Raw genomic sequence first — 26462 nt, forward strand, 5'->3', positions numbered from 1 at the left:
CGACAGCTGGGCGAACGCCCCCGTGGGTGCGCCGGGGCGGCGACCGTTCGGGGCGTGGGGGCAACACCCAGGGCGGGGGAGCGTCGTTACGCAGGTCGCCCAGCGCGCACGCGCCGGTGATCCGCGACAACGGAGGGGCGCCGACACCATGCCACCCCATCTCGCCGGAGGCAGTGAAGGGCCGGACCGGCTGCGCCCGTTGGTCGAGGCCGTGCTCGGCGCGCTCGCGGCGGGCGCGGCCGCCCGCAAGGGGCCGCTTCCCGCGGGTGGTCCCGGGGCGGTCACGCGGCGGGTACGGGAGGTGCTGGGGGAGGCCCTGCCGGAGGACGGCACCGGGGCGGCGGAGGCGCTGCGCGCGCTGGTCGGGGTCGTCGCCGAGGGGGCGGCCGACCCGGCGGACCCGTTGTGCGCCGCCCATCTGCACTGCCCGCCGCTGGGGGCCGCCGTGGCGGCCGACCTGGCCGCGAGCGCGCTCAACCCGTCGATGGACTCCTGGGACCAGGCCCCGGCCGCGACCGCCCTGGAGGCGGAGGTCACCCACGCGCTGGCCCGTCTGGTCCACCCGGACGCGGCCGCGCCGGACGCGCTGGTCACGACCGGCGGCACGGAGTCCAACCAGCTCGCGCTGCTGCTGGCCCGGGAGAGCGCGCGGGGCGTTCCGGGCGTGCGGGTCGTCGCCGGGGCCAACGGTCACCACAGCGTCCCGCGGGCCGCGTGGCTGCTCGGGATGCCCGCTCCCGTCGTCGTGGACACCCCCGGCGGGGTGCTGGACCCGGAGCGGGTGCGGGCCGTGCTCGCCGCGGGCGGGGGGCCGGCCCTGCTGGTCGCCACCGCGGGCACCACGGACTCGGGTGACATCGACCCGCTCCCCGAACTCGCCCGCGTCGCAAGGCAGTACGGCGCGCGTCTGCACGTGGACGCCGCCTACGGCGGGTCGCTGCTGTTCAGCGACCGGGAGGCGGTGAGGCTCGCCGGGCTGCGGGAGGCCGACACCGTCACCCTGGACCTGCACAAGCTGGGCTGGCAGCCCGTGGCGGCCGGGGTGCTCGTGGTGCGCGAGGCCGCGCTGCTGCGCCCGCTGGACCACCGCGCCGACTACCTGAACGCCGCCGACGACACCGAGGCCGGCTTCCCCGACCTGCTCGGCCGCTCGCTGCGCACCTCCCGCCGCCCCGACGTGCTGAAGATCGCCGTCACGTTGCGCGCCCTCGGCCGCCGCGGGCTGGGCGGGCTCGTCGAGGCGGTCTGCGACCACGCCCGGTACCTGGCGGACCTGGTGGAGCGGCATCCCGCACTGACCCTGCGCGCCCGCCCGGCCGTCAGCACCGTGCTGTTCCGCCCCACCGGCGCCGTCGACGAGGAGGTCGCCGCGGTCCGCCGCCGGCTCATGGTCGACGGCCGCGCCGTCCTCGGCAGGGCCCGCGCCGACGGACGGCTGTGGCTCAAGGCCACCCTGCTCAACCCGACCACCACGCCCACCGACCTCGAGGCTCTGCTCACGCTCGTATGCGCGACCCACCAGGAAGGCAGCACCCCCCGATGACCGCCACCGACGACCACGACCCCCACCGGGACCAGCCCTACGACCTGCTCGGCATCGGGATCGGCCCGTGCAACCTGTCCCTGGCCGCCCTCGCCGACGGCGTCCCGTACCTCAGCGCGGCCTTCTACGAGCAGGAGCGCTCCTTCCGCTGGCACCCCGGGCTGCTGCTCGACGACGCCACCCTCCAGGTGCCCTTCCTCGCCGACCTGGTGAGCCTGGTCGACCCCACGAGCCGGTGGAGCTTCCTGAACTACCTCAGGACCCGCGAGCGGCTCTACCCCTTCTACTTCGCCGAGCGCTTCCACGCGCACCGCACCGAGTACGACGCATACTGCCGCTGGGTCGCCGAGTCGCTGCCCAGCACCCGCTTCGGGCACCAGGTCGACACCGTCCGCTGGAACCCCGGGCGCGCCGTCTTCGAGGTGGACCACACCCAGCTCGACGCCGACGGCCAGGCCGAGGCCCTCGGCCGCACGTACGCCCGCAACCTGGTGCTCGGCGTCGGCAGCGCGCCGTACGTGCCCGAGCCGCTGCGGCCGCTCGCCGAGTCGCCCGCCGTCCCCGTCGTGCACTCCGCGCACTACCTGGAGCACCGGGACCGGTTGCTGGCCGCCGAGCACGTCACCGTCGTCGGCTCCGGGCAGTCGGGCGCCGAGGTCTTCCTGGACCTGCTGCGCGCCCGGCCCGCCGGGCGCGAACGGCTGACGTGGATCGCCCGGAGCCCCTCGTTCGCCCCGATGGAGTACAGCAAGCTCGGCCTGGAGCAGTTCACCCCCGACTACACGCGGTTCTTCCACGGGCTGTCCGAGCCGGTCCGCGACGAGCTCCTGCCCCGGCAGTGGCAACTGCACCGGGCCATCGACCACGGCACGATCGGCGCCGTCCACGACGAGCTGTACCGCCGCACCCTGGGCGGCGGCTGGCCGGACGCCGTCCTCACCCCCGGCGTGACGGTCCGCACCGCCGGCCGGATGGGCATGGGAGCCGTGGAACTCCACCTGGAGCACGAGCAGCAGGGCACCCGCAGCCGGCTGATCACCAACGCGGTCGTCCTCGCCACCGGCTACCGGGAGCGCTCCCTGGACGCGCTGCTCGCCCCGATCCACCCCTACATCCGCCGTGACGCGGCCGGCCGGCCCCGGATCGACGGGAGCCACCGGCTGGAGCTCGACCCGGTGGTCGCGAGCACCGGCGCGGCCGTCCACGTGCAGAACGCCGAGCGCCACACCCACGGCGTCGGCGCCCCCGACCTGGGGCTGGCCGCGTGGCGCTCGGCGGTCGTCCTCAACGCGGTGACCGGCAAGGAGCCCTACCCGCTGCCCTCCCGCACGGCCTTCACGACCTTCGGGCTCGGCGCGGCCACCAACCCGGTCAGCCCTTGGACCGCGACTTCTCCTTGCGCAAGGCCCGCAGGTACTCGCGGTTCATAGCGGCGATCGACGGCAGCGGGATGCCCTTGGGGCAGGCCGTCGCGCACTCCCCGGTGTTGGTGCAGCCGCCGAAGCCCTGGTCGTCCATGGCGGCGACCATGTCCAGCACCCGGGTCTCGCGCTCGGGCTGCCCCTGGGGCAGCACGTTGAGGTGGTTGACCTTGGCCGAGGTGAACAGCATCGCCGAGCCGTTGGGGCAGGCCGCCACGCACGCGCCGCAGCCGATGCACTCCGCGTGCTCGAAGGCGAAGTCGGCGGCCTCCTTCGGGACGGGCGTGGCGTGCGCCTCGGGGGCGCTGCCGGTCGGCACGGAGATGTAGCCGCCGGCCTGGATCACCCGGTCGAAGGCCGAGCGGTCGACGACCAGGTCCTTGACCACCGGGAAGGCGGCGGCCCGCCACGGCTCGACGTCGACGGTGTCGCCGTCCTTGAAGTGCCGCATGTGCAGCTGGCAGGTGGTGGTCCGTTCCGGGCCGTGCGCCTGCCCGTTGATCACCATGCCGCAGGCGCCGCAGATGCCCTCCCGGCAGTCGTGGTCGAAGGCGACGGGCTCGTCGCCCGCGAGGATCAGCTCCTCGTTGAGGACGTCGAGCATCTCCAGGAACGACATGTCGGGACTGATGTCCTCGACACGGTAGGTGACCATGGCGCCCTCGTCCTCGGAGGACGGCTGGCGCCAGATGCGCAGGGTGAGGTTCACGCGTAGCTCCGCTGGGTGGGGTGTACGTACTCGAAGTCGAGGGCCTCCTTGTGGAGCACCGGGTCCTCGCCGGCGCCGGTGAACTCCCAGGCCGCGGCGTACGAGAAGTCCTCGTCGTCGCGCAGGGCCTCGCCGTCCGGGGTCTGGCTCTCCTCGCGGAAGTGGCCGCCGCAGGACTCGGTGCGGTGCAGGGCGTCCAGGCACATCAGCTCGGCCAGCTCCAGGAAGTCCGCGACCCGGTTGGCCTTCTCCAGCGACTGGTTGAGGTCGTCGCCGCTGCCGGGCACCTTCACCCGGCGCCAGAACTCCTCGCGCAGCGCCGGGATCCGCTCCAGCGCCTTGCGCAGCCCCGACTCGTTGCGCGCCATGCCGCACTCGTCCCACAGCAGCTCGCCGAGCTCGCGGTGGAAGGAGTCCGGGGTGCGGTCGCCGTCCACGGACAGCAGCAGGTTCAGCCGGTCCTCGACGTCGGCGACGGCCTCGGCGACCGCCGGGTGGTCCGGCGTGACGGTCTCGTGCGGGCCGCGCGCCAGGTAGTCGTTGATCGTGGCCGGGAGCACGAAGTAGCCGTCGGCCAGGCCCTGCATCAGGGCGCTGGCGCCGAGCCGGTTGGCGCCGTGGTCGGAGAAGTTGGCCTCGCCGATGGCGAACAGGCCCGGGACCGTGGTCTGCAGGTCGTAGTCGACCCACAGGCCGCCCATCGTGTAGTGCACGGCGGGGTAGATCCGCATGGGCCGGGTGTACGGGTCCTCCGCGGTGATCCGCTCGTACATCTCGAAGAGGTTGCCGTACTTCTCCTCCACCTTGGCGCGGCCCATGCGGGCGATCGCGTCGGCGAAGTCCAGGTAGACGCCCTGACCGCCGGGGCCGACGCCGCGGCCGTCGTCGCAGACGTTCTTGGCGGCGCGGGAGGCGATGTCGCGGGGCACCAGGTTGCCGAAGGCGGGGTAGATCCGCTCCAGGTAGTAGTCGCGCTCGTCCTCGGGGATCTCGTGCGGCGGACGGTCGTCGCCCTTGGCCTTCGGCACCCAGATGCGGCCGTCGTTGCGCAGCGACTCGCTCATCAGGGTGAGCTTGGACTGGTGGTCGCCGGAGCGCGGGATGCAGGTGGGGTGGATCTGCGTGAAGCAGGGGTTGGCGAAGTACGCGCCGCGCCGGTGCGCCCGCCAGATGGCGGTGGCGTTGGAGCCCTTGGCGTTGGTCGACAGGTAGAAGACGTTGCCGTAGCCGCCGGTCGCCAGCACCACGGCGTCGCCCATGTGCGTCGAGACCTCGCCCGTCACCAGGTCGCGGGCGACGATGCCGCGGGCCTTGCCGTCCACCACGATCAGGTCGAGCATCTCGGTGCGCGGGTGCAGTTCCACGTTGCCCGCGTCGATCTGGCGGGACAGCGCCTGGTAGGCGCCGAGGAGCAGTTGCTGGCCGGTCTGGCCGCGGGCGTAGAAGGTGCGGGAGACCTGGACGCCGCCGAAGGAGCGGGTGTCCAGCAGGCCGCCGTACTCGCGGGCGAAGGGCACGCCCTGGGCCACGCACTGGTCGATGATCTGCACCGACACCTCGGCGAGGCGGTGCACGTTGGACTCGCGGGCGCGGAAGTCGCCGCCCTTCACGGTGTCGTAGAACAGGCGGTGCACGCTGTCACCGTCGTTGCGGTAGTTCTTCGCCGCGTTGATGCCGCCCTGCGCGGCGATCGAGTGCGCCCGGCGCGGTGAGTCCTGGTAGCAGAACTGCACGACGTGGTAGCCCTGTTCGGCCAGCGTCGCCCCCGCGGAGCCGCCCGCCAGACCCGTGCCGACCACGATCACGGTGTGCTTGCGGCGGTTGGCGGGGTTGACCAGCTTCGCCTCGAACCTGCGGCGGTCCCAGCGCTCCGCGATCGGCACGTCCGGCGCCTTGGTGTCGGCGATCGGCTCGCCCAGTCGGTACTCCACGGTCAGTCCACCAATCCGGTCATCACGGAGACGGGTACGACGAGGAAGCCGGCGGTCAGCGCCGCCGCCAGCACGTTCGCCGTGATCTTCAGCGCGCGGTCGCGGCGCTTGTTCACCGCCCCCAGGGTCTGCGCGGCGCTCCAGAAGCCGTGCCTGATGTGCAGGCCGAGGGCGAGCATCGCGACGATGTAGACGACGTCCACCCACCAGATCCGGAAATCGGCCACGATGTTCTCGTAGGGGTGGTGCTCCTTGCCCAGCGGGTTCACGGTGAGCGTGGTCAGGTCCAGGATGTGCCAGACGATGTAGAGGCCCAGGATCACCCCGCCCCAGCGCATCGTCCGGGTCGCGTAGCTCGTGCGCTGCCGCTTGTGCTCGTACTTCGCCGGGCGTGCCTTGATGTCGCGCTTGCTGAGCTGGTAGGCGGCGACGCCGTGCAGCACCACCGCGACCACCAGGCCGGTGCGCTGGATGTACAGGTACCAGCTGTTGTGCAGGGCGGGCTCACCGATGGTGCGCAGCCACGCCGCGTACCCGTTGAACTCCTCGGGGCCGAAGAAGATCTTCAGGTTGCCCAGCATGTGCGCGACCAGGAAGAGCAGCATGATCACGCCGGTCCCGGCCATGACCGCCTTCTTGCCCACGGTCGAGCCCCACAGTGCCCGTAGGAGCGACGGGCGGCGGCCCGTACCCGTCGCCCTCGTCCTCGTCGTCGCCAAAGCCATGCGCTCGACGCTAGGTCTGCCTGCCACGAAAGGTCCAAGACATGTTCCGGCTCGTTTCGATAGGCGGCACCTATCGCGTTATCGTGCCGATATGCAGCTGCAGCAGCTCGTGTACTTCCTGGCGGTCGCCGACACCCTGCACTTCACCCGCGCCGCCGAACGCGTCCACGTCGCGCAGCCCTCGCTGTCGCAGCAGATCAAGGCCCTGGAGCGGGAGCTGGGCGCGGACCTGTTCAGCCGCGCCCGCGGCAACATCGCGCTGACCGACGCCGGGCAGGCCCTGCTGCCGCTGGCGCGGCGCATCATCGCCGACACCGAGACCGCCACCCAGGAGGTCCAGGAGCTGGTGCACCTGCGCCGCGGCCGGGTGCGCCTCGGCGCGACCCCCAGCCTCGCCACCGGCCTGCTGCCGGACGTGCTGCGCGACTTCCACGACCGCTACCCCGGCATCCGGCTGGTCGTCGAGGAGGGCGGCTCACGCGACCTGGTGCGCGAGCTCGCCTCCGGCAGCCTCGACCTCGCCCTGATCGTGCTGCCGCTGCAGAGCCACGACCCCGCCCTGGACGCCACGCCGCTGCTCCACGAGGACCTGGTGGTGGTGACCGCCACCGACGCACCGCCGCCCTCCGCCGGGCCCACCCTGCGGGTCGCCGACCTCAGGGACCGGCCGCTGGTCATGTTCCGCAGCGGCTACGACCTGCGGGACCTCACCGTCGCGGCGTGCCGGGCGGCGGGTTTCGAACCGCGCTTCGCGATCGAGGGCGGCGAGATGGACGCCGTGCTGGGCTTCGTGGAGGCGGGACTCGGCCCCGCGGTCGTGCCCAGCATGGTCGCCGGACGCCGGCCCAGGCTGCGCACGACGCCCTTCGAGGCCCCCGGGCTGCAGCGCACGGTCGCCCTGGCGCACCGCAAGGACGCCGAGCCCCCGCGCGCCGCCCGGGAACTGCGCCGCGTGCTCCTGGAACACGTGCCGGCCTGAGGCCGGCGGTGCCGGCGTCCTCCGTGCCCGGCCACTGCGGAACGCCCGGAGGGCATGTGCACAGCCCGCACATGCCCTCCGGTGTACCGGGAACGCTCGGAAGGGCTAGAAGACCGGCACGCCGCCGCGGGTCAGCTTCCAGTCCTGCGAGCCGAACCGCGCCGGGTCGATGGATCCGTTCGCCTGCACCCAGGCGATGATGGTGTTCCGGATCTCCTCGGAGTTCGCCCACACCTGCTGCGCCGTGGCGACCGCGGGGAAGTTGCCGCCGCCGTTGGCCCGGTAGTTGTTGACGGCCAGGACGAAGCGGGCCGACTCGTCGATCGGCGCACCCTGGAAGAGCACGTTCGACACCCGCGAACCGGCGGGGCGGGAGATGTCGATGTCGTAGGTGACGCCGCTGACCACGTCGTAGTTGTAGTCGGGCGTGCCGTTCGCGTTCGTCAGCTTCGCGACGTCGACGGGCGCGTCGGGCGCCGTCTGTACGAAGTAGTTCGCCGAGAACTCGATGTACGCCTTGACCTGGGCACCGGTCAGGATCCGGGCCTCCAGGGTGTTCTCGAAGACGTACAGCCCGGCGACGTCGCGGATGGTGACCTGGCCCGCCGGGATGGCGGCCGTGCGCGAGAAGCACGCGGCCTGCGACAGCACCGGCAGGGAGGCGTGCTCGGTCCCGGCGAGCGCCGCCTTGACCGTCTCGGCCTGGACGAAGTTGATGAAGTCGATGATCGGCGTGTCCTTGTAGGGGGACTCCTCCGCCGACATCGCCGCGGCCGACGTGCCGATCACCTGGTTGACGTAACCCACGACCTCCTTGTGCTCGTCCGAGAGCAGCCGGACGATCCGCGGGTCCTCCTCGACCGTGTTGGAGTTGAGGACGGACGCGCCGACGGTGACGACCTCCCACTTGCCCCGGACCAGCTCCAGGTCGAAGTCGAAGACCGTCAGGCGCTGGCCCCACTTCAGCGGCTCGGAGAGCACCACGCCCTGGCCGGTCTGCTTGTTGGCCACCACGTACTCCGGGATCTCGGAGTGGGCGTGGCCGACCAGGATCGCGTCGATCCCCGGCACCTGCTCGGCGACCAGCGCCGCCGCGTTCTCGACGTACGGCAGCTGGTCACCGTAGGAGGAGGTGCCGGAGGAGCCGCTGTGGGCCGAGACGACGACCACGTCGGCGCCCATCGCACGCAGCCGGGGCACGTACTTCGCGGCCTGCTCCTCCAGGCCCGGGAAGGTCATCTTGCCCTGCACGTTGGCCTTGTCCCAGATCGCGATGCCGGGGTTGGTCAGTCCCAGGACCGCCACCTTCACGTCGGGGGCGCCGTCGACGCGCAGCCGGTGGAAGGAGTACGGCGGGAAGGCCGGCCGGCCCGTGCGCGCGTCGAGCGCGTTGGCGCCGAGCAGCGGGAAGTCGCACTGCTCCTCGAACTTGCGCAGCACCGGGATGCCGTAGTTGAACTCGTGGTTCCCCAGCGCCGCGGCGTCGTAGCCGATGGCGTTCATGGCCTGCGCCATCGGGTGCACCGGACCGTGCTTGGCGGTGATCGGGTCGATCTTGGCGTAGTAGTACGACAGCTGGGTGCCCTGGATGGTGTCGCCCGCGTCGATCAGCAGGGTGTTGCGGCGGCCCTTCGCCGCGCGCTGCTGCGTGACCAGGGTGGAGATCTTGGCGAGGCCGACGTCGTTGTGCGCCTTGTCGTCGTACTCCGCGTCCGTGAAGTAGTCCCAGTTGAAGACGTTGCCGTGCAGGTCGGTGGTGCCGAGGACGCCGAAGGAGTACTTCTTCGGTCCGTGACCGTGCCCGTGCCCGTGGCGGCCCGTGGCCTGGGCCGAAGCCGCGCCGGCCAGGGCGCCCGCCGTGCCGGCCAGCGCGAGGCCCGCGCCGGTGACGGCGGACCGGTTGAGGAAGTCCCTGCGGTTCAGCGGCATACGTCGGCTCCTGGTGTCCGGGGCGCCTCCGGCGGTCGCCGGGGGCGGGATGATGGTCTGCTGGTGGTGTTAACGCGCGTAGATTCTGGCGCACGGGTGCCCCGGGCAACACCCCCGCCAGGTTGCGAACAGATGACTCGTCACGGCGGTACCGGCCTGGCAAGGTGGGACGCATGAGCACAGAACCGGCCAGGACGTACCCGACCCCCGAGACCCCGCACGTGGGGGTGCGGGGCGAGGCGACCCTCGAGGTCGAGCCCGAGCTCGCCCGGATCGCCGTCACCGTCAGCGCCCGCGGCACCGACCGCCGCGCCACGCTGGACGACCTCAGCCGGCGCAACGCGCAAGTGCTCGACCTCGTCAAGGGCTACACCGACGCCGTCGAGAAGCTGGAGACCGGGGCCTTCGTGATCACCCCCGAGCTGCGGGAGCGGGGCCGCGGCGAGCGCGTACGGGCGTACCACGGCAGCGTGCGCGTGGGGGCCACCCTCACCGACTTCACCGCTCTGGGCGAGCTCACCACCCGGCTGGCCGATCTGGAGCTCACTCGTGTCGACGGCCCCTGGTGGTCGCTGCGGCCCGACTCCGCGGCCTACAGCGAGGCCCGCCGGCAGGCCGTGCGCGACGCGGTGCAGCGTGCCCGCGAGTACGCGCAGGCGCTCGGCGCCCGGCTGGTGGCCCTGGTCGAGCTGGCCGACGAGGGAGTGCAGCAGTCGGCGCCCTTCCGTGCCCGTCCGGCGATGCGGACCGCCGCCTTCGCGGCACCCGGCGGCGCCGAGGACACGGCCCAGGCCCTTGACATGGAGCCGGAGCGACAGAACGTGTACGCGCAGGTCACCGCACACTTCACCATGACGGCGCCCGACCTGTCGGCCTGAGCCCCGCCCCACCGGCGGTGTGCTCATCGGAGCGGGCCCCAGCTCACTTCACCACTTGTCAACAACCGTTAATCAGGCTGACGTTGGACAGTCGCCTTCCACGAGGTACCTACTGTGAAGTAGGTCATAGGCTCGGTCCATGCGCCGAGCAAAAATCGTCTGCACCCTCGGGCCCGCCACCGACGCCTACGACCAGATCAAGGCCCTGGTCGAAGCCGGTATGGACGTCGCCCGCCTGAACATGAGCCATGGTTGCCACGCCGATCACGAGGAGCGTTACCGGCGCGTGCGCAAGGCCGCCGACGAGAGCGGCCGCAGCGTCGGGATCCTCGCGGACCTTCAAGGCCCGAAGATCCGGCTGGGACGCTTCGCGGAGGGCCCCGTACTGCTTGAACGCGGTGACGAGTTCACGATCACCACCGAGGAGATCGAGGGCGACCGGCTGATCTGCGGTACCACGTACAAGGGCCTGGCCGCCGACGTCACGCGTGGTGAGCGGATCCTCGTCGATGACGGCCGCGTCACCCTGGAGGTCACCGGCGTCGAGGGCACCCGGGTCCGCACCCTGTGCATCGAGGGCGGTCTGATCTCCGACAACAAGGGGCTCAACCTCCCCGGTGTCGCCGTCTCCGTGCCCGCCCTGTCCGAGAAGGACGTCGAGGACCTGCGCTGGGCGCTGCGCACCGGTGCCGACATCATCGCGCTGTCCTTCGTCCGCAGCGGCCGGGACGCCGAGGACGTGCTGCGCATCATGCGCGAGGAGGACCGCCGGGTCCCCGTCATCGCCAAGATCGAGAAGCCGCAGGCGGTCGACAACCTCGAGGAGATCGTCGCCGCCTTCGACGGGATCATGGTGGCCCGCGGCGACCTCGGCGTGGAGATGCCGCTGGAGGCCGTGCCCATGGTGCAGAAGCGCGCGGTCGCCCTCGCCCGGCGCAACGCCAAGCCGGTGATCGTCGCGACGCAGATGCTGGAGTCGATGATCGCCTCCTCGCGTCCCACCCGCGCCGAGGCCTCGGACGTGGCCAACGCCGTCATGGACGGCGCCGACGCGGTCATGCTCTCCGGCGAGACCAGCGTCGGCAAGCACCCCGTCGAGACGGTCAGGACCATGGGCCGGATCGTCGCCGCCGCCGAGGAGGACATGCTCGCGGCCGGCCTGCCGCCGCTGACCGAGCAGAACAAGCCCCGCACCCAGGGCGGCGCCGTCGCACGCGCGGCCGCGGAGATGGGCGACTTCCTCGACGCCAAGTACCTGGTGGCCTTCACCCAGTCCGGCGACACCGCACGGCGGCTCTCCCGCTACCGCTCGCCCATCCCCGTGCTCGCCTTCAGCCCCGAGCCGGCCACCCGCTCGCAGCTCAGCCTCACCTGGGGCGTGGAGACCTTCCTCGGGCCGATGGTGCAGACGACCGACGAGATGGTCGACCAGGTCGACGAGCAGCTGCTGCGCATCGGCCGCTGCCAGGAGGGCGACGTCGTCGTCATCACGGCGGGCTCGCCGCCCGGTGTTTCGGGGACCACCAACCTCGTGCGCGTGCACCACATCGGCGAGGACGACTCCCCTTCGCCCCGCTGAGGCCGCCGACGGCGCCGACGCCGCCCGCTGCCGGGCGGCGGCCGCGCGCCTCCAGGACGAGCGCGAGCGACAGCAGCGCGGCGCCCAGCAGGAGCGAGCCCCACGGCAGGTAGGAGGTCATCACCAGCACCACCTGCCGCTGGGACTTCACCAGGGCGACGGTGTGCCGCACGTAGTCCTCGCGCATCTTCACGTGCCCGGCGAACGCGGTGACCGGCTGCTGCTTCCCGTCGGTGAAGCGCATCTCCTCCCGGTGGACCTCCTCCCCGTTGACCGGGGCCCCGGTGACGGGGTCCACCCAGAACATGCGCTTCGTGGTGTACCAGCGCTCCATGCCCATCGCCGCGACGGTCTGCGGGGTGACGCCCTCGACCGGCATCTTCTTGGGCAGCGGGACCTCGGTCCAGGGCACGGTCTGCTCGAAGTAGTAGACCTCCAGGCCGCGGAACTGCCGCGTGCCGCGGTAGTGGATGGGCGCCGAACTCCGCGCCTGCGCGTCGAAGTAGTAGTAGTCCCGCTTCTCGGTGAGGAAGGGGAACTTGAACTCGACGCCCCGGCGTTCGACGGCATCGCCGTCGACGCTCTCGCCCCCCGCGTGGACGGGTTCCTGCGTGTGCGCGTCGAAGACGTACCGCTCGGGGACCTGGGAGACCATCGCGCCGTCCGGGCCCACCACGTAGGCCAGCCCGTCCCACACGACCACGTCCCGGCCGGTGCGCCGCTCGATCCGATGCGCCTCCTCCACGTTGCCCTTCAGGGTCTGCACGATGCTGACCTTCGCGACCTTCTTCGGCCGCATCGTCCCGTAGTCGAGCAGCGTGGCGTCCCGCGCCTCCAGGACGACCGCCTGGTACTGGCCTGCCGGGATCTTCGCCAGACGGGGGAAGGCGTACCAGCGCACCAGCGGTGACAGTGCGGCGAAGAACACCGCGAGGGAGAGGAGGACCAGGCTTGACCTGCGGCGCATGGGACCGCCCTCCTACGGGTGCGCGGGGACGGTGGTGAGCAGCGGCTCAGGGGACGTGCTGCCGTCCGGCGGACCGACCGCGGTCACGAGGAGGACGATCCCGAGCGCGGCGACGAGTCCGATGGCCGCCGCGATGACTGCGCGCATGGCCGTACCTCCCGGTCGTACGGCTACGTCGGCTGGGCCGGTGAACCGTAGCAACCGGGAGTTGAAATGAGAACAGGTTCTACGGCGTCAGTTGGTCGGGCCGGAGGCGGTGGCGCCCTCGGTCTCCGTCGCGGTCGGCGACGGGCTGTCGCCGGGGGAGGCCGTCGCACAGGGGTCGGGCGTACCGGACGGCGACGGGGAGGCCGTGTCGGTGGGGGTCGCCGTGGGCGACGCGGAGTCCGTCGGGCAGGTCGGCGGGTCCGTCGGGCCGGTGGTGGGGCCCGTCGTCGGGGAGTCGGTGGGCGAGGTCGTCGGCGAGGGGCTGCCCGACGGGGGGCCGATCGTGCCGCTGGCGGTCGCGGTCGGCGTGGGCGACTTCGTCGGCCGGGGCGAGGCGCTCATGCTCGGGGACCACGTCGGGGAGGGCGAGCTGGACGGCGCCGTGGAGGACGGCGGGTCGTCGGGGGTGTCGCTGCCCGCGCCGCCCACGTCGGGGAGGGAGACGACGTCGCCCTTGCGGAAGTGGTCGTACCAGGACAGGACCGTGTTCAGGTACGCGGTCGAGTTGTTGTAACCCAGGATCGCGCGGTGGAGGTCGTGTTCGACGGACAGGTCGCGGTTGCCCGCGCACAGGTAGCGGCCGGCGGCGAGCGCCGCGTCGAATATGTTGTTCGGGTTGGTGACGCCGTCGTCGTTGCCGTCCGCGCCCCAGGTCTGCCAGGTCGACGGGATGAACTGCATCGGGCCGACCGCGCGGTCGTGGACCTTGTCCCCGTCCCAGACGCCGTCGTCGGTGTCGGTGATGTTCGCGAAGCCGTTGCCGTTGAGGACCGGGCCCAGGATGGGGGAGAGCGTGGTGCCCGCGGAGTCGACGTTGCCGCTGCGCGCCTGGTTGGACTCGACCTGGCCGATCGCGGCCAGCAGCTCCCAGCGCAGGTTGCACCCGGGGTCGCTGGCGGCGAGCGCCGTCTCGGCCCTGCGGTAGGCCTCCAGCACGGACACCGGCAGGCCGGTGCCGTCGGTCGCGCCGGTCCCCGGACCGGTGCCCGGGGTGGCGGAGGTGCCGGGAGCGGGTGTGTTGAGCGGCGGGAGACCGGTGAAGTACTCCGACGAGTTGCCGTCGATGGGGTCGCCGGGCGGGGGTACGATCGGGGCGCCTGCGCTGGTGTTGAGGATGCCCGGCAGCAGTCCGGGGGCCTGGGAACCCGTCAGCGCCGCCATGGCCGCGGCGGCCACCGCGGTGCCCGCGACTCCCCTGCGGATCCGCCGTCCGTACCGCGCTCGCATACCCGCTGCCCCTCCCGAAAGCCGTGTGTCGCCCGTCTCCCTGCGTGGCAACCCTGGTGACCCTACGGCAACTTCCCGAACGGAGCCACCGTCCCGGACGTCGCATACTGATCAGACAGATGTGTTCCGGAAGAGGTTGCATGCCGTTCACGATGAGTCATGCGTTGGCAGTGCTGCCGGGTCTGCGGCAGGACCGCGCCGGCACCGTACGGGGACGCGGCCCGCTCGTCGCGGCCGCCCTCGTCGCCGGCTCCTTCGCCCCCGACGTGCCCTTCTTCGCCGATTCGCTGGTGCGGGGCCTCTTCGGCTTCGGGCAGGTCACCCACGCCCCGCTGGGCGTCGCCCTCGTGGACCCGGTCATCGCCGCCGGGCTGGTGGGCGGCTGGGCGGCGCTGCGCGGGCCCCTCGTGGCCCTGCTGCCCGAGCACCGGCAGGCCGGGATCGCCGCCCTGGCGGGCGTCGGCGACCGCATGCGGCCCTCGCCGCGCTCGGTCGCGGCCTTCTGGGCGTCGGCCGTGGCCGGGGCGACCACCCACGTGGTCTGGGACGCCTTCACCCACCCCGGGCGGTGGGGCGTGCGCCTGCTGCCCGTGCTCGACCACGAGGTGCACGGCACGGCCCTGCACAAGTACGTCCAGTACGGAAGCTCGGCCGTGGCGCTGGCCCTGCTGGGCTGGTACGGGCTGCGCGCCCTGAGGGCCGTGCCCGGTACGGCCGAAAAGCGCCCCTCCTCTGTGCCCCGGCTCTCGCGCCGGGCCCGGCGGCTCGCCCTGACCGCCCTCGGCGTCACCACGGCCGCCGGAGCGGCCGTACGCGCGGAGCAGTGGTACGGGGCGACCGGCGACGCCGCCGGGATGATCCCGGCCGGCCTCTTCGGCGCCGGGGCGGGACTCGCCCTGGCCGCCGCGACCTGCGCCGGCGCGGTGCACCTCACGCACCGCGCCGCCCGCCGCGACGGCCGGGGGACCGGCGGTCAGTGGGCCGCCGACTCCCAGTCCGGACCGACGCCCACGGAGACGTCCAGCGGCGCCCGCAACGGGTAGGCGGCCGCCATCTCGCGACGGACCAGCTCCTCCACCGCGGCCCGCTCGCCGGGGGCGACCTCGACCACGATTTCGTCGTGCACCTGCAGCAGCATCCGGGAGCGCAGCCCCTCCCGCGCCAGCGCCGCGTCCACCTTCAGCATCGCGATCTTGACGATGTCGGCGGCCGAGCCCTGGATCGGCGCGTTGAGCGCCATCCGCTCGGCCATCTCGCGGCGCTGGCGGTTGTCGCTGGTGAGGTCGGGAAGGTAACGGCGGCGGCCCATCAAGGTCTCGGTGTAACCCGTGACCCGGGCCTCCTCCACCACGCGCTGCAGATAGTCCCGCACGCCGCCGAACCGCTCGAAGTACGTCTCCATCAGGCCGCGCGCCTCGGCCGCCTCGATGCCCAGCTGCTGCGACAGGCCGAAGGCCGACAGCCCGTACGCCAGCCCGTAGGACATCGCCTTGATCTTGCGGCGCATCTCGGCGTCCACCTGCTCCGGCGGCACCGAGAAGACGTAGCTGCCGACCGTGGTGTGCAGGTCCTCGCCGGAGTCGAAGGCCGCGATCAGCCCCTCGTCCTCCGACAGGTGGGCCATCACCCGCAGTTCGATCTGGCTGTAGTCGGCGGTCAGCAGCGACTCGTAGCCCTCGCCGACCACGAAGCCGCGGCGGATCGCCCGGCCCTCGTCGGTGCGCACCGGCACGTTCTGCAGGTTGGGGTCGGTCGAGGACAGCCGGCCCGTGGCCGCCACGATCTGGCTGAACGTGGTGTGGATCCGCCCGTCGGGAGCGATCGTCTTGACCAGCCCCTCGACCGTCACCCGCAGCTTCGCCTGCTCCCGGTGACGCAGCATGATCACCGGCAGCTCGTGCTCGGTCTGCGCCGCCAGCCACGCCAGCGCGTCCGCGTCGGTGGTGTAACCCGTCTTGGTCTTCTTCGTCTTGGGCAGCCCCAGCTCGCCGAAGAGCACCTCCTGCAGCTGCTTGGGGGAGCCCAGGTTGAACTCGTGCCCGACCGCGGCGTGCGCCTCCTTCACGGCGAGCTGCACCTCGCCCGCGAACCGCTGCTCCAGGCGCTCCAGATGCTCGCGGTCCGCCGCGATGCCCGCCCGCTCCATTCGCGCCAGCAGCGTCGAGGTCGGCAGCTCCACCTCGCGCAGCAGCCGCAGCGCGCCGTCCTGCTCCAGCCGCGCGGCGAACGCGTCGCCCAGGTCCAGCACGGCGCGCGCCTGCACCATCAGGGCGTCCGCCTCGGCCTCTTCGTCGGCGCCGAAGGCCAACTGGCCGTCCTCGCCGCCCGCCGGGGCCAGCTCCCGCCCCAGGTACTCCACCGACAGGTCGTCCAGGGCGAACGAGCGGCGGCCGGGCTTGACCAGGTACGCGGCCAGCGCCGTGCACATCGTGACCCCGTCCACGCTCCAGCCGTGCTCGGCGAAGACCCGCATCACGTTCTTGGCGTTGTGCAGCACCTTCGGCCGGGCGGCGTCCGCCAGCCACGCCGCGAAGGCCTGCTCGTCCTTCTCGTCCAGCGCCGCCGGGTCGAACCACGCCGCCGGGCCCTCCGCCGTCGCCAGCGCCACCTCGGACACGCTGCCCGCGCCCAGCGCCCACGCGTCGACCGTCGCCACGCCCAGCGGCCCGCCGGCGTGCTCCGCCAGCCAGTCCGCCAGCTCGCCCGCGGCCAGCACGCGGCCCTCGACGGCCACACCGCCGGCGACCTCCGGAGTGCCCTGCTCCGCGGCACCCGGGTCGGCCGCGTACAGCCGCTCCCGGAAGTTGGGGTGGCGGAACTCCAGGGTGTCCAGCACCACGTCGAGCGCGTCCCGGTCGTACGCCTGCCGTGCCAGCTGCTCCGGCCCGCAGGGCAGCTCCACGTCCCGCACCAGCTCCGTCAGCCGGCGGTTGAGCTTCACCGACTCCAGGTGGGCGCGCAGGTTCTCGCCCGCCTTGCCCTTCACCTCCTCCGCGCGGTCCGCGAGCTCCGCGAACGAGCCGAACTGGGTGATCCACTTGGCGGCGGTCTTCTCCCCGACGCCCGGGATGCCGGGCAGGTTGTCCGACGGGTCGCCGCGCAACGCCGCGAAGTCCGGGTACTGCGCGGGGGTCAGCCCGTACTTCTCCTCGACCTTCGCCGGGGTGAACCGGGTCAGCTCGGAGACGCCCTTCGTCGGGTACAGCACCGTGACGTGGTCCGAGACGAGCTGGAAGGAGTCGCGGTCGCCGGTGACGATCAGCACCTCGTACCCCAGCGCCTCCGCCTGCGTGGCCAGCGTGGCGATCACGTCGTCCGCCTCGTAACCCTCCGTGGCGAATCGCTGCACCTTCATCGTGTCCAGCAGCTCGCCGATCAGCGTCACCTGGCTGCGGAACTCGTCCGGCGTCGCGGACCGGGTCGCCTTGTACTCCGGGAACTCCTCCAGACGCCACGTGCGCCGCGAGACGTCGAACGCCACCGCCAGATGCGTCGGCCGCTCATCACGCAGCGTGTTCGCCAGCATCGACGCGAAGCCGTACACCGCGTTCGTCGGCTGCCCGGTGGTGGTGTTGAAGTTCTCCACCGGCAGCGCGTAGAAGGCCCGGTACGCCAGCGAATGCCCGTCCAGCAGGAGCAACCGGGGCCGCTCACCCCCCTGGGGTGCGGTGCCGGTCGCTGCGTTCGTCTTCTCTGCCTTGACTGCCACGTCCCGATCCTCCCACGCCCGACTGACACTGCCGGTCCGCCGCCTGGTCGTGGCAGGATCGAAGCCATGGCAGGCAAAGCACCCGCAGGCGACCCCGTCCAGGACGCACCCGAGGTCAGCGCCCCGCAGCACGCCGCTGCCGGGCTCACGGCCATCGGGCACACCCTGCGCATCGCGCAGCAGCAGATGGGGGTGCGACGCACCGCGCTCACCCTCCTCAAGGTCAACCAGAAGGACGGCTTCGACTGCCCCGGCTGCGCCTGGCCCGAGCCCGAGCACCGGCACACCGCCGAGTTCTGCGAGAACGGCGCCAAGGCCGTCGCCGAGGAGGCCACCCTGCGCCGGGTCACACCGGACTTCTTCGCCGCGCACCCCGTCGCCGACCTCGCCCGGCGCAGCGGCTACTGGCTTGGCCAGCAGGGCCGCCTCACCCAGCCCATGTACCTGCCGGACGGCGCCGACCACTACGAGCCCGTCCCCTGGGAACGCGCCTTCGAGATCGTCGCCGACGAGCTGAACGGCCTGACGGGCCCCGACGAGGCCGTGTTCTACACCTCGGGCCGCACCAGCAACGAGGCCGCCTTCCTCTACCAGCTCTTCGCCCGCGAGTTCGGCACCAACAACCTGCCCGACTGCTCCAACATGTGCCACGAGTCGTCGGGCTCCGCGCTCGCGCAGACCATAGGCATCGGCAAGGGCAGCGTCCTGCTCGAGGACCTCCACCGCGCCGACCTGATCATCGTCGCCGGGCAGAACCCCGGCACCAACCACCCCCGCATGCTCTCCGCCCTGGAGAAGGCGAAGGCGAGCGGCGCGAGGATCGTCACGGTCAACCCGCTGCCCGAGGCCGGCCTGCAGCGCTTCAAGAACCCGCAGACCCCCAAGGGCCTGGCCGGCGGTGGCACCGCGCTCGCCGACCTCTTCCTGCAGATCCGGCTCGGCGGCGACCAGGCCCTCTTCCGCGCCCTCAACAAGGCGCTCCTGGAGGCCGAGGACCAGGCGCCCGGCACCGTCCTCGACCAGGCCTTCATCGACGGGCACACCCACGGCTTCGAGGAGTGCGCGGCCGCCGCCCGCGCCACCGACCCCGACGAGGTGCTGCGCGCCACCGGCCTTCCCCAGTCCGAGATCGACGAACTCCTCGCCATGGTGCTCGGCGCCAAGAGCGTCATCGTCTGCTGGGCCATGGGCCTCACCCAGCACAAGCACTCCGTGCCCACCATCAAGGAGGTCGTCAACTTCCTCCTCCTGCGCGGCAACATCGGCCGCCCCGGCGCCGGCGTGTGCCCCGTCCGCGGCCACAGCAACGTCCAGGGCGACCGCACCATGGGCATCTACGAGAAGCCCGCCCCCGCCTTCCTCGACGCTCTGGAGAAGGAGTTCGGCTTCGCCCCGCCCCGCGAGCACGGCCTGGACACCGTCGCCGCCATCCGCGCCCTGCGCGACGGTGACGCCAAGGTCTTCTTCGCCATGGGCGGCAACTTCGTCGCCGCCTCACCCGACACGGACGTCACCGAGGCCGCCATGCGCCGCGCCCGCCTCACCGTGCACGTGTCCACCAAGCTCAACCGCTCCCACGTGGTCACCGGCGCCCGCGCCCTGATCCTGCCCACCCTGGGCCGGACCGAGCGCGACGTCCAGGCCGCCGGCGAGCAGTTCGTCACCGTCGAGGACTCCATGGGCATGGTGCACGCCTCCCGCGGCGGCCTGGAACCCGCGAGCCCCCTGCTGCTGTCCGAGCCGGCCATCGTCTGCCGCCTCGCCGCCGCCGTCCTCGGCCCGGACAGCCGCGTGCCCTGGCAGGAGCTCGAGGGCGACTACGACCGGATCCGCGACCGGATATCCCGCGTGATCCCCGGCTTCGACGACTTCAACGTCAAGGTGCGCCGCCCCGGCGGCTTCACCCTCCCGCACGCCCCGCGCGACTCCCGCAGCTTCCCCACCGCCACCGGGCTGGCCAACTTCACCGCCGCCCCTCTGGAGTACCCCCGGGTCCCCGAGGGTCGGCTGCTGCTGCAGACGCTGCGCTCGCACGACCAGTACAACACCACCATCTACGGCCTCGACGACCGCTACCGCGGCATCAAGGGCGGCCGCCGCGTCGTCCTGGTCCACCCCGACGACGCCGCCGCCCTCGGCTTCGCCGACGGCGCCTACACCGACCTCGTCAGCGAGTGGACGGACGGCACGGAACGCCGCGCCGAGGGCTTCCGGGTGGTCCACTACCCGACGGCCCGCGGCTGCGCCGCCGCCTACTACCCGGAGACCAACGTGCTGGTCCCGCTCGACCACACCGCCGACACCAGCAACACCCCGGCGTCCAAGTCCGTCGTCGTCCGGCTGGAACAGACCACCCCGCCCGGCGGTCCCCACTGACCGTCCGGTAGAAAACGGGCCAGTACACCGAACGACGACGATCGGAGCCACCGTCCATGGGCGAGCAGACCACGACCAGCCTTTTCTCCCCGGAGGTCATCGAGCAGTACGCCGGACTCGGCGTCGACCTGGTGGCGCTGTTCTCCGCCGGCGACCTCGGCTCCCGCATGGGCGTCGAGATCGTCGAGGCGACCGCCGAGCGCGTCGTGGCCACCATGCCCGTCGAGGGGAACACCCAGCCCTACGGGCTCCTCCACGGCGGCGCCTCCGCCGTCCTGGCGGAGACCATCGGGTCCATCGGCGCCATGCTGCACGGCGGCCCCGGCAAGCTGGCCGTCGGCGTCGACCTCAACTGCACCCACCACCGCGGCCTGCGCTCCGGCAAGGTGACCGGGGTCGCCACCCCCGTCCACCGCGGCCGCTCCTCCGCGACCTACGAGATCGTCATCAGCGACGAGCAGGACCGCCGGGTCTGCTCCGCCCGCCTCACCTGCATGCTGCGCCCGGCCACCCCGGCCACCCCGGGCACCGTCACCGCCTGACGCCCGCCCGCACGGGACGCACGAGGAGGGCGGCCCCCGGAATCCTCCGGGGGCCGCCCTCCTCGCGGTATGGCACGCCGTGCGACGCCGGACGCTACGCCGCGCCCTCACCGAGGTACGCGGCACGCACGCGCGGGTCGGACAGCAGGGCCGAGGCGTCGTCCTCCATGACGATCGCGCCCGTCTCCAGCACGTAGCCGCGGTCGGCCAGCTGCAGCGCCTGCGAGGCGTTCTGCTCCACCAGCAGCACCGTGGTGCCCTGGTCGTTGATCTCCTTGATGATCTCGAAGATCTGCTGGACGATCAGCGGCGCCAGCCCCATCGACGGCTCGTCGAGCAGCAGCAGGTTCGGGCGGCCCATCAGGGCCCGGCCGATGGCCAGCATCTGCTGCTCACCGCCGGACAGGGTGCCCGCCAACTGCGTACGCCGCTCCGCCAGGCGCGGGAAGAGCGTCAGCACACGGTCCAGGTCGTCCTTGGAGACGCCCTTGAACCGGTAGGCGCCCATCTCCAGGTTCTCCAGCACCGTCATCACCGGGAAGACGCGGCGGCCCTCCGGCGACTGGCCGATGCCGAGCTCCACGACCTTGTGCGCGGGAACGCCGTCGATCCGCTCACCGCCCAGCCGCACCTCGCCGTGGCGGGGCTGCAGCAGACCGGAGATCGTGCGCAGGGTGGTGGTCTTGCCGGCGCCGTTCGCGCCGAGCAGCGCCACGACCTCACCCTGCCGGACCGTCACGTTGATGCCCTTGAGCGCCTGGATCGCGCCGTAGAACACCTGCAGGTCGACCAGCTCCAGCATCGCCGGGGCCTGGGCGACGGAACCGTCCGTCGCCTTCTCGAAGTTGGCGGCCTCGGTCATCGGCCCTCCTCCTCGGACTCACGCGGTGCGGGGACTTCCGGAGCGTCGGCCGTGTGGTGCGACTCGACGATCTCCACCATCTCCGCGACGGCCTCCACGGCCTCCTCGTCGGCAGAACCCAGGTACGCCTCGATCACCGCGGGATCGCGCTGCACCTCCTCGGGCAGACCCTCGGCGATCACCTTGCCGAAGTTCAGCACCATGACGCGGTCCGCGACCGACATCACGAGCTTCATGTCGTGCTCGATCAGCAGCACGCTGACGCCCAGGTCCTGGTTGATCCGGCGGATCAGCTGCTCCAGCTCCAGCTTCTCCGTCGGGTTCGTACCGGCCGCCGGCTCGTCCAGCAGCAGCACCTTCGGGTCGGTCGCCAGCGCCCGCGCGATCTCCAGACGCCGCTGGTCACCGTAGGAGAGGCTGGCGGCCAGCTCGTTGTGCTTGCCCGACAGGCCCACGTACGACAGCAGCTCCTGCGCCCGCTCGTCGCTGGCCTTCTCGTCCCGGCGCGCCCACGGCAGGCCCAGCATGATCGAGATCGCTCCCGACTTCTGCCGCGACTCCGCCGCGATCTTGACGTTCTCCAGCGCCGTCAGGGCACTGAAGAGCCGGATGTTCTGGTAGGTCCGGGCGACACCGTAACGGTTCACCAGGTACGGCTTGGCGCCGAGCAGCTTGTGCTCGGAACCGCCCTCCGCGTGGAAGGTGATCGTGCCCTCCTGCGGGACGTACACGCCCGTCAGGGAGTTGAACAGCGAGGTCTTGCCCGCGCCGTTCGGACCGATCACCGCGAGGATCTCGCCCCGCCGCATCGTCAGGTTGACGTCCGACAGGCTGGTGAGACCGCCGAACCGCAGCGTCACGCCACGGGCCTGCAGCACCGCACCGCCGGTCTGCGCGGGCTGCACGCCCGCTTCCTCCACCGCGTTCACGACTTCACGCCTCCCGTCGGCTCGGTCATCGCATCGGCGTCGCCGATGCCCGCCTCCGCCATGTGCAGCTCACGCTGCCTGCGGCGGGAGGGGATCACACCCTGCGGACGGAAGATCATCATGATGACGAGCAGCGCACCCAGGTAGATGAAGCGGTCCTGCTCCGGCACCAGGTCACGCAGCGCGTTCGGCAGCCACACCAGCAGCGCGGCACCGAACAGCACGCCCGCGATGGACCCCATGCCGCCGAACACCACGTACGCCAGCGCGAGCACCGACAGCACGATGGTGAAGTTCTCCGGGTTGATGAAGCCGACCTTGCTGGAGTAGACGACGCCCGCCAGACCCGAGGTCGACGCGCCGATCGCGAAGGCCAGCAGCTTGTAGCGGACGGTGTTGATGCCCGTCGCGGAGGCGGCCACCTCGTCCTCCCGGATCGCCGTCCAGGTCCGGCCGATCCGCGAGTGCTCCAGGCGGTTGTACAGGAAGATCAGCACCACCAGGAAGAACAGCAGGAGGTACCAGTACGGCAGCGGGTCCAGCGTCCAGTCGTAGTTGATCGGACCGATGTGGATCGAGGGGTGCGGGATGCCGATGACACCGCGCGAACCGTTCGTGAAGCCGTCCGAGTTCTTCGCGACCAGGTACACGATCTCGTGGAAGCCCAGCGTCACGATCGCGAGGTAGTCACCGCGCAGCCGCAGCGTCGGGGCGCCCAGCAGCACACCGGCGATCAGGCAGGTGACGATGGCGAACGGGATCGACTCCAGCGCGCCCACCGTGAACGGCGGCTTCACCGGCATGTGGCCGGTCCAGAAGGCGCAGGAGTACGCGCCGATCGCGTAGAAGGCGATGAAGCCCAGGTCCAGCAGACCGGCCCAGCCGACCACCACGTTCAGACCGACCGCGATGATCATGAAGATCCCCATCTGCGTGACGAGGACCTCCTGCCAGAACAGGCTGGTGTTGGCCGGGATGACGATCGCCAGCACCAGGACGACCACCAGTCCGCCCAGCCGGAGCCAGCCGTTGGACCGGAACATCGCCCGCGTCGGCTCCAGCGACTTGCCGACACCCTGCGCACCCTGCCGGGCCGCGTCGCGCACCGGGGCGCCGAACTCCACCAGCGCCCACACGCCCACCATGATGGCCAGGCAGATCCACAGCCGCACCGACTGGAAGGCGCCGGTGAACGCCGACAGCCTCTCCGCCGGGTTGCCGTCCTCGCCCGTCATCAGCGCCAGGATGAAGCCCAGCACCAGCATGCCGAGCAGCCGTGTCCAGCGGGGCTGCTGGTACCAGGCCTTGCGGCGCAGTTTCGCCACGTCCACCGAGAAGGACTTGGCAGCGGTCGCGTTGCTCATGCCGACCTCCCCAGACGCTCGCCCATGATGCCCGTCGGACGGAACATCAGCACCAGGATCAGGATCACGAACGCGGTCACGTCGATCCACTGGGTGCCGAAGAGCGGGGAGCTCAGGTTCTCGACGATGCCCAGCAGCAGACCGCCCAGCATCGCACCACGGATGTTGCCGATACCGCCCAGCACCGCCGCCGCGAAGGCCTTGATGCCCGGCAGGAAGCCCACCGTGAACCAGACCTGGCCGGAGATGCCGAAGCCGTACAGGAAGCCGGCGGCGCCACCCAGCAGACCGCCGATGATGAACGTACGGGAGATGATCTTGTCGATGTCGACACCCATCAGACCCGCCGTCTCGGCGTCCTGCGCCACGGCCCGGATGCCCGCACCCATCTTCGTGCGGTTGACCACCAGGTCCAGACCGATCATCATCGCGACCGCGGAACCGATGATGATCAGCTGCGTGATCTTCACCGGGGTGCCGAAGACGCTGAAGACCTCACCGTTGGTGTACAGCTCCGGCATGGGCACGGGGTTGCGGCCCCACAGCTTGCCCGCCAGGTTGTACAGGAAGAACGACGCACCGATGGCGCTGATCAGGAAGACCAGCTTGGGGGCGTTGCGCTTGCGCAGCGGCTTGTACGCCGCCTTCTCCAGCCCGAACGCGGTCAGCGCTCCGACCAGGGCGCCGGCGATCATGCCGACGATCACCCACACGACGGAGTTGAATCCGTGCGGGGACTGCGGGGCGAGCTCGGAGAGCACGACGAGCGAACCGAAGCCGCCCATCATGAAGACCTCGCTGTGCGCGAAGTTGATGAGCTGGAGCACGCCGTAGACCAGGGTGTACCCGATCGCTATGACGGCGTACATGGAACCCGTCGTCAAGCCTGGGATGAAGTAGTCCCAGAAGTTGTGGAAGAGATTCATCGTGCGTGGGAATCCTTGCTGAAGCCGGTGAAGGGCGGCGAAAACGCGTCCGACACAGCGATGGGGAGCGCGGGGCGGCGGCCGGAATCCGTGCCGCGCCCCACGCCCCCCACCTCAGGTGTCAGTTGCCGGGTCAGCTGGCGCTGAGGGTGGCCACGTCACCCAGGTAGCCGATCTTGCCGTCGGCGACCTGGTACAGGTACACGTTCTTGGTCTTCAGCTCACCCTTGTCGTCGAAGGCGAACTCCTTGGTCAGGCCCTTGTAGTTGACACCCTTCAGGGCCGCCAGCAGCTTGTCGCGCGTGACGTCCTTACCGAGCTTCTTCATCTCGGAGATGATCAGGTTCGCGATGTCGTACGACTCGGCCGAGTAGGTGCCCGGAGGCGTGTTGAACTTCGCGGTGTACGCCTCGGTGAACGCCTTGGTGCTCTCGTTCTTCGTGGCGTCCGTGCACGGGCAGGTCAGGAACCACTTCTCGGACGCGGCGCCGGCCAGCTCGACGAACTTCGCGTCGTTGGAGCCGTCACCCGAGACGCCGATGCCCTTGAAGCCGCCGTCGGCCAGCTTCTTGGCGAACGGAGCCAGGTCCGCGTAGTAACCCGCGTAGATGAGCGCGTCGGCCTTGGAGTTGACGACCTTCGTCGCGGCAGCGGTGTAGTCCGGGGTCTTCGCCGGGACGGAGTCCGTCTCCACCGTGACGCCCGCGGCCTTCAGGCTGTCGATCGCGACCTTCGCCAGACCGACGCCGTACTCGCTCTTGTCGTCGATGACGAAGACCTTCTTGGCCTTCTCGTGCTTCGAGAGGTACTCGGCCATGCCGGCACCCTGCTCGTTGTCGTTCGGCGCACCGCGCAGGAACGAGGTGAAGCCCTGGTTCGTCAGGTCCGGGTTGGTCGCCGACGGCGTCACCGCGGCGAGCTGCGCCTGGGCGTACAGACCGCCCGCGGCCTTCGTCGGGCCGGAGAACGCGGGGCCGACCACGGCGACGACGCTGGTGTCACCGATCAGCTTCTGGGCCGCAGCGGGCGACTGGTCCGGCAGGCCCTGGTCGTCGCCGTCCACGACCTTCAGCGTGAAGGGCAGGTCGCCCTTCTTGTTGGCCTCTTCCACGGCCAGCTTCAGACCGTTGTCCTCGTTGATGCCCAGCGCGCTGTTGTCACCCGACAGCGGACCCTGGAAGCCGATGGAGAACGTCGGCTTGCCGCCGCCACTGCTGCTGTCGTCCTTGTCGCCACCGCACGCGGTGAGCGCGAGAGCGCCAACTGCCACCGGGATGGCAAGCTTGACGAGCTTCTTGTTGAGCACTACGACCCCCTGGAGCCGCTCAATGAGATTACGAGTCGGCGGGCCGTAGGCCCTCCGGATTGCGACCGCGTGAACTCCACGCGGGTTGGCGGGAATGTAATCCGCTGATCAGGCACTCAGATAGGCCGTCGGAAGATATGTGATCGGACGGTGACCTCGGTCATGTGCCGGAAACAGAACGGTCCTTACCGGTAACCGGACGACCCCTGGGGGAGAGATGGAGTCAAAGGTCCGATTTGGTGGCCTTGTGCGGCGGTTGGCCCGCCGGCCCGCCCTGACGGCCCTGGCCGGAGCGCTCGCCGGAGCCACGGTAGCGGCCCTCGCCGCCGCCGCGACATGGCCCACCCCTTCCC

Annotated in this window: 21 protein-coding genes; 8 read left to right on the forward strand and 13 right to left on the reverse strand. The window is 71.3% G+C overall.

Annotation, left to right across the window (positions count from 1 at the left end):
* Nucleotides 1–148 precede the first annotated feature (148 nt).
* A complete protein-coding gene (locus tag PV341_RS25975; protein WP_500359092.1) occupies nt 149–1543 on the forward strand; it encodes a pyridoxal phosphate-dependent decarboxylase family protein in 1395 nt (464 codons plus the stop codon).
* The gene (locus tag PV341_RS25980) at nt 1540–2973 is read left to right on the forward strand and encodes a lysine N(6)-hydroxylase/L-ornithine N(5)-oxygenase family protein (RefSeq protein WP_500331940.1); all 1434 of its coding nucleotides are present in this window, start codon (nt 1540–1542) and stop codon (nt 2971–2973) included. Before PV341_RS25975 ends, PV341_RS25980 begins: the two co-directional genes overlap by 4 nt.
* Here PV341_RS25980 and PV341_RS25985 read toward each other — a convergent pair.
* The 3 genes from PV341_RS25985 to PV341_RS25995 are packed head-to-tail and all read right to left on the reverse strand — an operon-like array spanning nt 2915 to nt 6329.
* Entirely contained in the window at nt 2915–3673 is a 759-nt protein-coding gene (locus PV341_RS25985) for a succinate dehydrogenase/fumarate reductase iron-sulfur subunit (RefSeq protein WP_500331941.1), read from the reverse strand. The genes PV341_RS25980 and PV341_RS25985 overlap by 59 nt on opposite strands.
* Complete coding sequence (locus PV341_RS25990) at nt 3670–5604, reverse strand: fumarate reductase/succinate dehydrogenase flavoprotein subunit (RefSeq protein ID WP_500359093.1); 1935 nt, start codon at nt 5602–5604, stop codon at nt 3670–3672. Before PV341_RS25990 ends, PV341_RS25985 begins: the two co-directional genes overlap by 4 nt.
* A gap of 2 nt (nt 5605–5606) precedes the next feature.
* The gene (locus PV341_RS25995) at nt 5607–6329 is read right to left on the reverse strand and encodes a succinate dehydrogenase cytochrome b subunit (protein ID WP_499511284.1); all 723 of its coding nucleotides are present in this window, start codon (nt 6327–6329) and stop codon (nt 5607–5609) included.
* Nucleotides 6330–6420: 91 nt separating this feature from the next.
* On the opposite strand from PV341_RS25995, the gene PV341_RS26000 reads away from it, so the two are divergent.
* Nucleotides 6421–7308 (forward strand): LysR family transcriptional regulator, encoded by an 888-nt coding sequence (locus PV341_RS26000; RefSeq protein ID WP_499511283.1) that lies wholly within the window; start codon nt 6421–6423, stop codon nt 7306–7308.
* Nucleotides 7309–7413: 105 nt separating this feature from the next.
* Here the strand turns inward: PV341_RS26000 and PV341_RS26005 are convergent, their stop codons facing one another.
* Complete coding sequence (locus tag PV341_RS26005; protein ID WP_500359095.1) at nt 7414–9237, reverse strand: bifunctional metallophosphatase/5'-nucleotidase; 1824 nt, start codon at nt 9235–9237, stop codon at nt 7414–7416.
* 173 nt (nt 9238–9410) lie between these two features.
* Between PV341_RS26005 and PV341_RS26010 the strand changes: the two genes are divergently transcribed.
* Together PV341_RS26010 and pyk are read left to right on the forward strand one after the other, a co-directional pair.
* Nucleotides 9411–10115, forward strand: a complete 705-nt coding sequence (locus PV341_RS26010) for an SIMPL domain-containing protein (protein WP_500331943.1) — start codon at nt 9411–9413, stop codon at nt 10113–10115.
* Between the two features lie 139 nt (nt 10116–10254).
* The gene (pyk, locus tag PV341_RS26015; RefSeq protein WP_500331944.1) at nt 10255–11694 is read left to right on the forward strand and encodes a pyruvate kinase; all 1440 of its coding nucleotides are present in this window, start codon (nt 10255–10257) and stop codon (nt 11692–11694) included.
* Here pyk and pgfA read toward each other — a convergent pair.
* The 3 genes from pgfA to PV341_RS26030 form a co-directional block, all read right to left on the reverse strand.
* Nucleotides 11603–12661, reverse strand: coding sequence for a cell envelope lipid trafficking protein PgfA (gene pgfA / locus PV341_RS26020; RefSeq protein ID WP_500359096.1), 1059 nt, complete (start codon nt 12659–12661; stop codon nt 11603–11605). The two genes, pyk and pgfA, sit on opposite strands and share 92 nt — an antisense overlap.
* A gap of 12 nt (nt 12662–12673) precedes the next feature.
* On the reverse strand, nt 12674–12808 hold the full coding sequence (locus tag PV341_RS26025; RefSeq protein WP_500331946.1) for an SPW_0924 family protein: 135 nt from the start codon (nt 12806–12808) through the stop codon (nt 12674–12676).
* Nucleotides 12809–12895: 87 nt separating this feature from the next.
* Nucleotides 12896–14095: a lytic transglycosylase domain-containing protein gene (locus PV341_RS26030; RefSeq protein WP_500359097.1), complete on the reverse strand. Its 1200-nt coding sequence runs from the start codon at nt 14093–14095 to the stop codon at nt 12896–12898.
* Nucleotides 14096–14265: 170 nt separating this feature from the next.
* Here PV341_RS26030 and PV341_RS26035 point away from each other — a divergent pair, with 170 nt between their 5' ends.
* Entirely contained in the window at nt 14266–15138 is an 873-nt protein-coding gene (locus PV341_RS26035; protein WP_500359100.1) for a DUF4184 family protein, read from the forward strand.
* Here PV341_RS26035 and polA read toward each other — a convergent pair.
* The gene (polA, locus tag PV341_RS26040) at nt 15069–17804 is read right to left on the reverse strand and encodes a DNA polymerase I (RefSeq protein WP_500331948.1); all 2736 of its coding nucleotides are present in this window, start codon (nt 17802–17804) and stop codon (nt 15069–15071) included. The two genes, PV341_RS26035 and polA, sit on opposite strands and share 70 nt — an antisense overlap.
* 66 nt (nt 17805–17870) lie before the next feature.
* Between polA and PV341_RS26045 the strand changes: the two genes are divergently transcribed.
* Both PV341_RS26045 and PV341_RS26050 read left to right on the forward strand, forming a co-directional pair.
* A complete protein-coding gene (locus PV341_RS26045; protein WP_500359098.1) occupies nt 17871–20180 on the forward strand; it encodes an FdhF/YdeP family oxidoreductase in 2310 nt (769 codons plus the stop codon).
* Nucleotides 20181–20236: 56 nt separating this feature from the next.
* Nucleotides 20237–20722 (forward strand): PaaI family thioesterase, encoded by a 486-nt coding sequence (locus PV341_RS26050; protein WP_500359099.1) that lies wholly within the window; start codon nt 20237–20239, stop codon nt 20720–20722.
* 94 nt (nt 20723–20816) lie between these two features.
* Here the strand turns inward: PV341_RS26050 and PV341_RS26055 are convergent, their stop codons facing one another.
* The 5 genes from PV341_RS26055 to PV341_RS26075 form a co-directional block, all read right to left on the reverse strand.
* The gene (locus PV341_RS26055) at nt 20817–21584 is read right to left on the reverse strand and encodes an ABC transporter ATP-binding protein (RefSeq protein WP_499511272.1); all 768 of its coding nucleotides are present in this window, start codon (nt 21582–21584) and stop codon (nt 20817–20819) included.
* Nucleotides 21581–22513: an ABC transporter ATP-binding protein gene (locus tag PV341_RS26060; protein ID WP_500331950.1), complete on the reverse strand. Its 933-nt coding sequence runs from the start codon at nt 22511–22513 to the stop codon at nt 21581–21583. Before PV341_RS26060 ends, PV341_RS26055 begins: the two co-directional genes overlap by 4 nt.
* Complete coding sequence (locus PV341_RS26065; protein WP_500331951.1) at nt 22510–23877, reverse strand: branched-chain amino acid ABC transporter permease; 1368 nt, start codon at nt 23875–23877, stop codon at nt 22510–22512. Before PV341_RS26065 ends, PV341_RS26060 begins: the two co-directional genes overlap by 4 nt.
* Complete coding sequence (locus PV341_RS26070) at nt 23874–24803, reverse strand: branched-chain amino acid ABC transporter permease (protein WP_499511269.1); 930 nt, start codon at nt 24801–24803, stop codon at nt 23874–23876. Before PV341_RS26070 ends, PV341_RS26065 begins: the two co-directional genes overlap by 4 nt.
* 133 nt (nt 24804–24936) lie before the next feature.
* On the reverse strand, nt 24937–26109 hold the full coding sequence (locus PV341_RS26075) for a branched-chain amino acid ABC transporter substrate-binding protein (RefSeq protein WP_500331952.1): 1173 nt from the start codon (nt 26107–26109) through the stop codon (nt 24937–24939).
* Nucleotides 26110–26462: the final 353 nt, after the last annotated feature.

Origin of the sequence: Streptomyces sp. PA03-1a, assembly GCF_033792805.1 — a bacterium.
Taxonomy (GTDB): domain Bacteria; phylum Actinomycetota; class Actinomycetes; order Streptomycetales; family Streptomycetaceae; genus Actinacidiphila.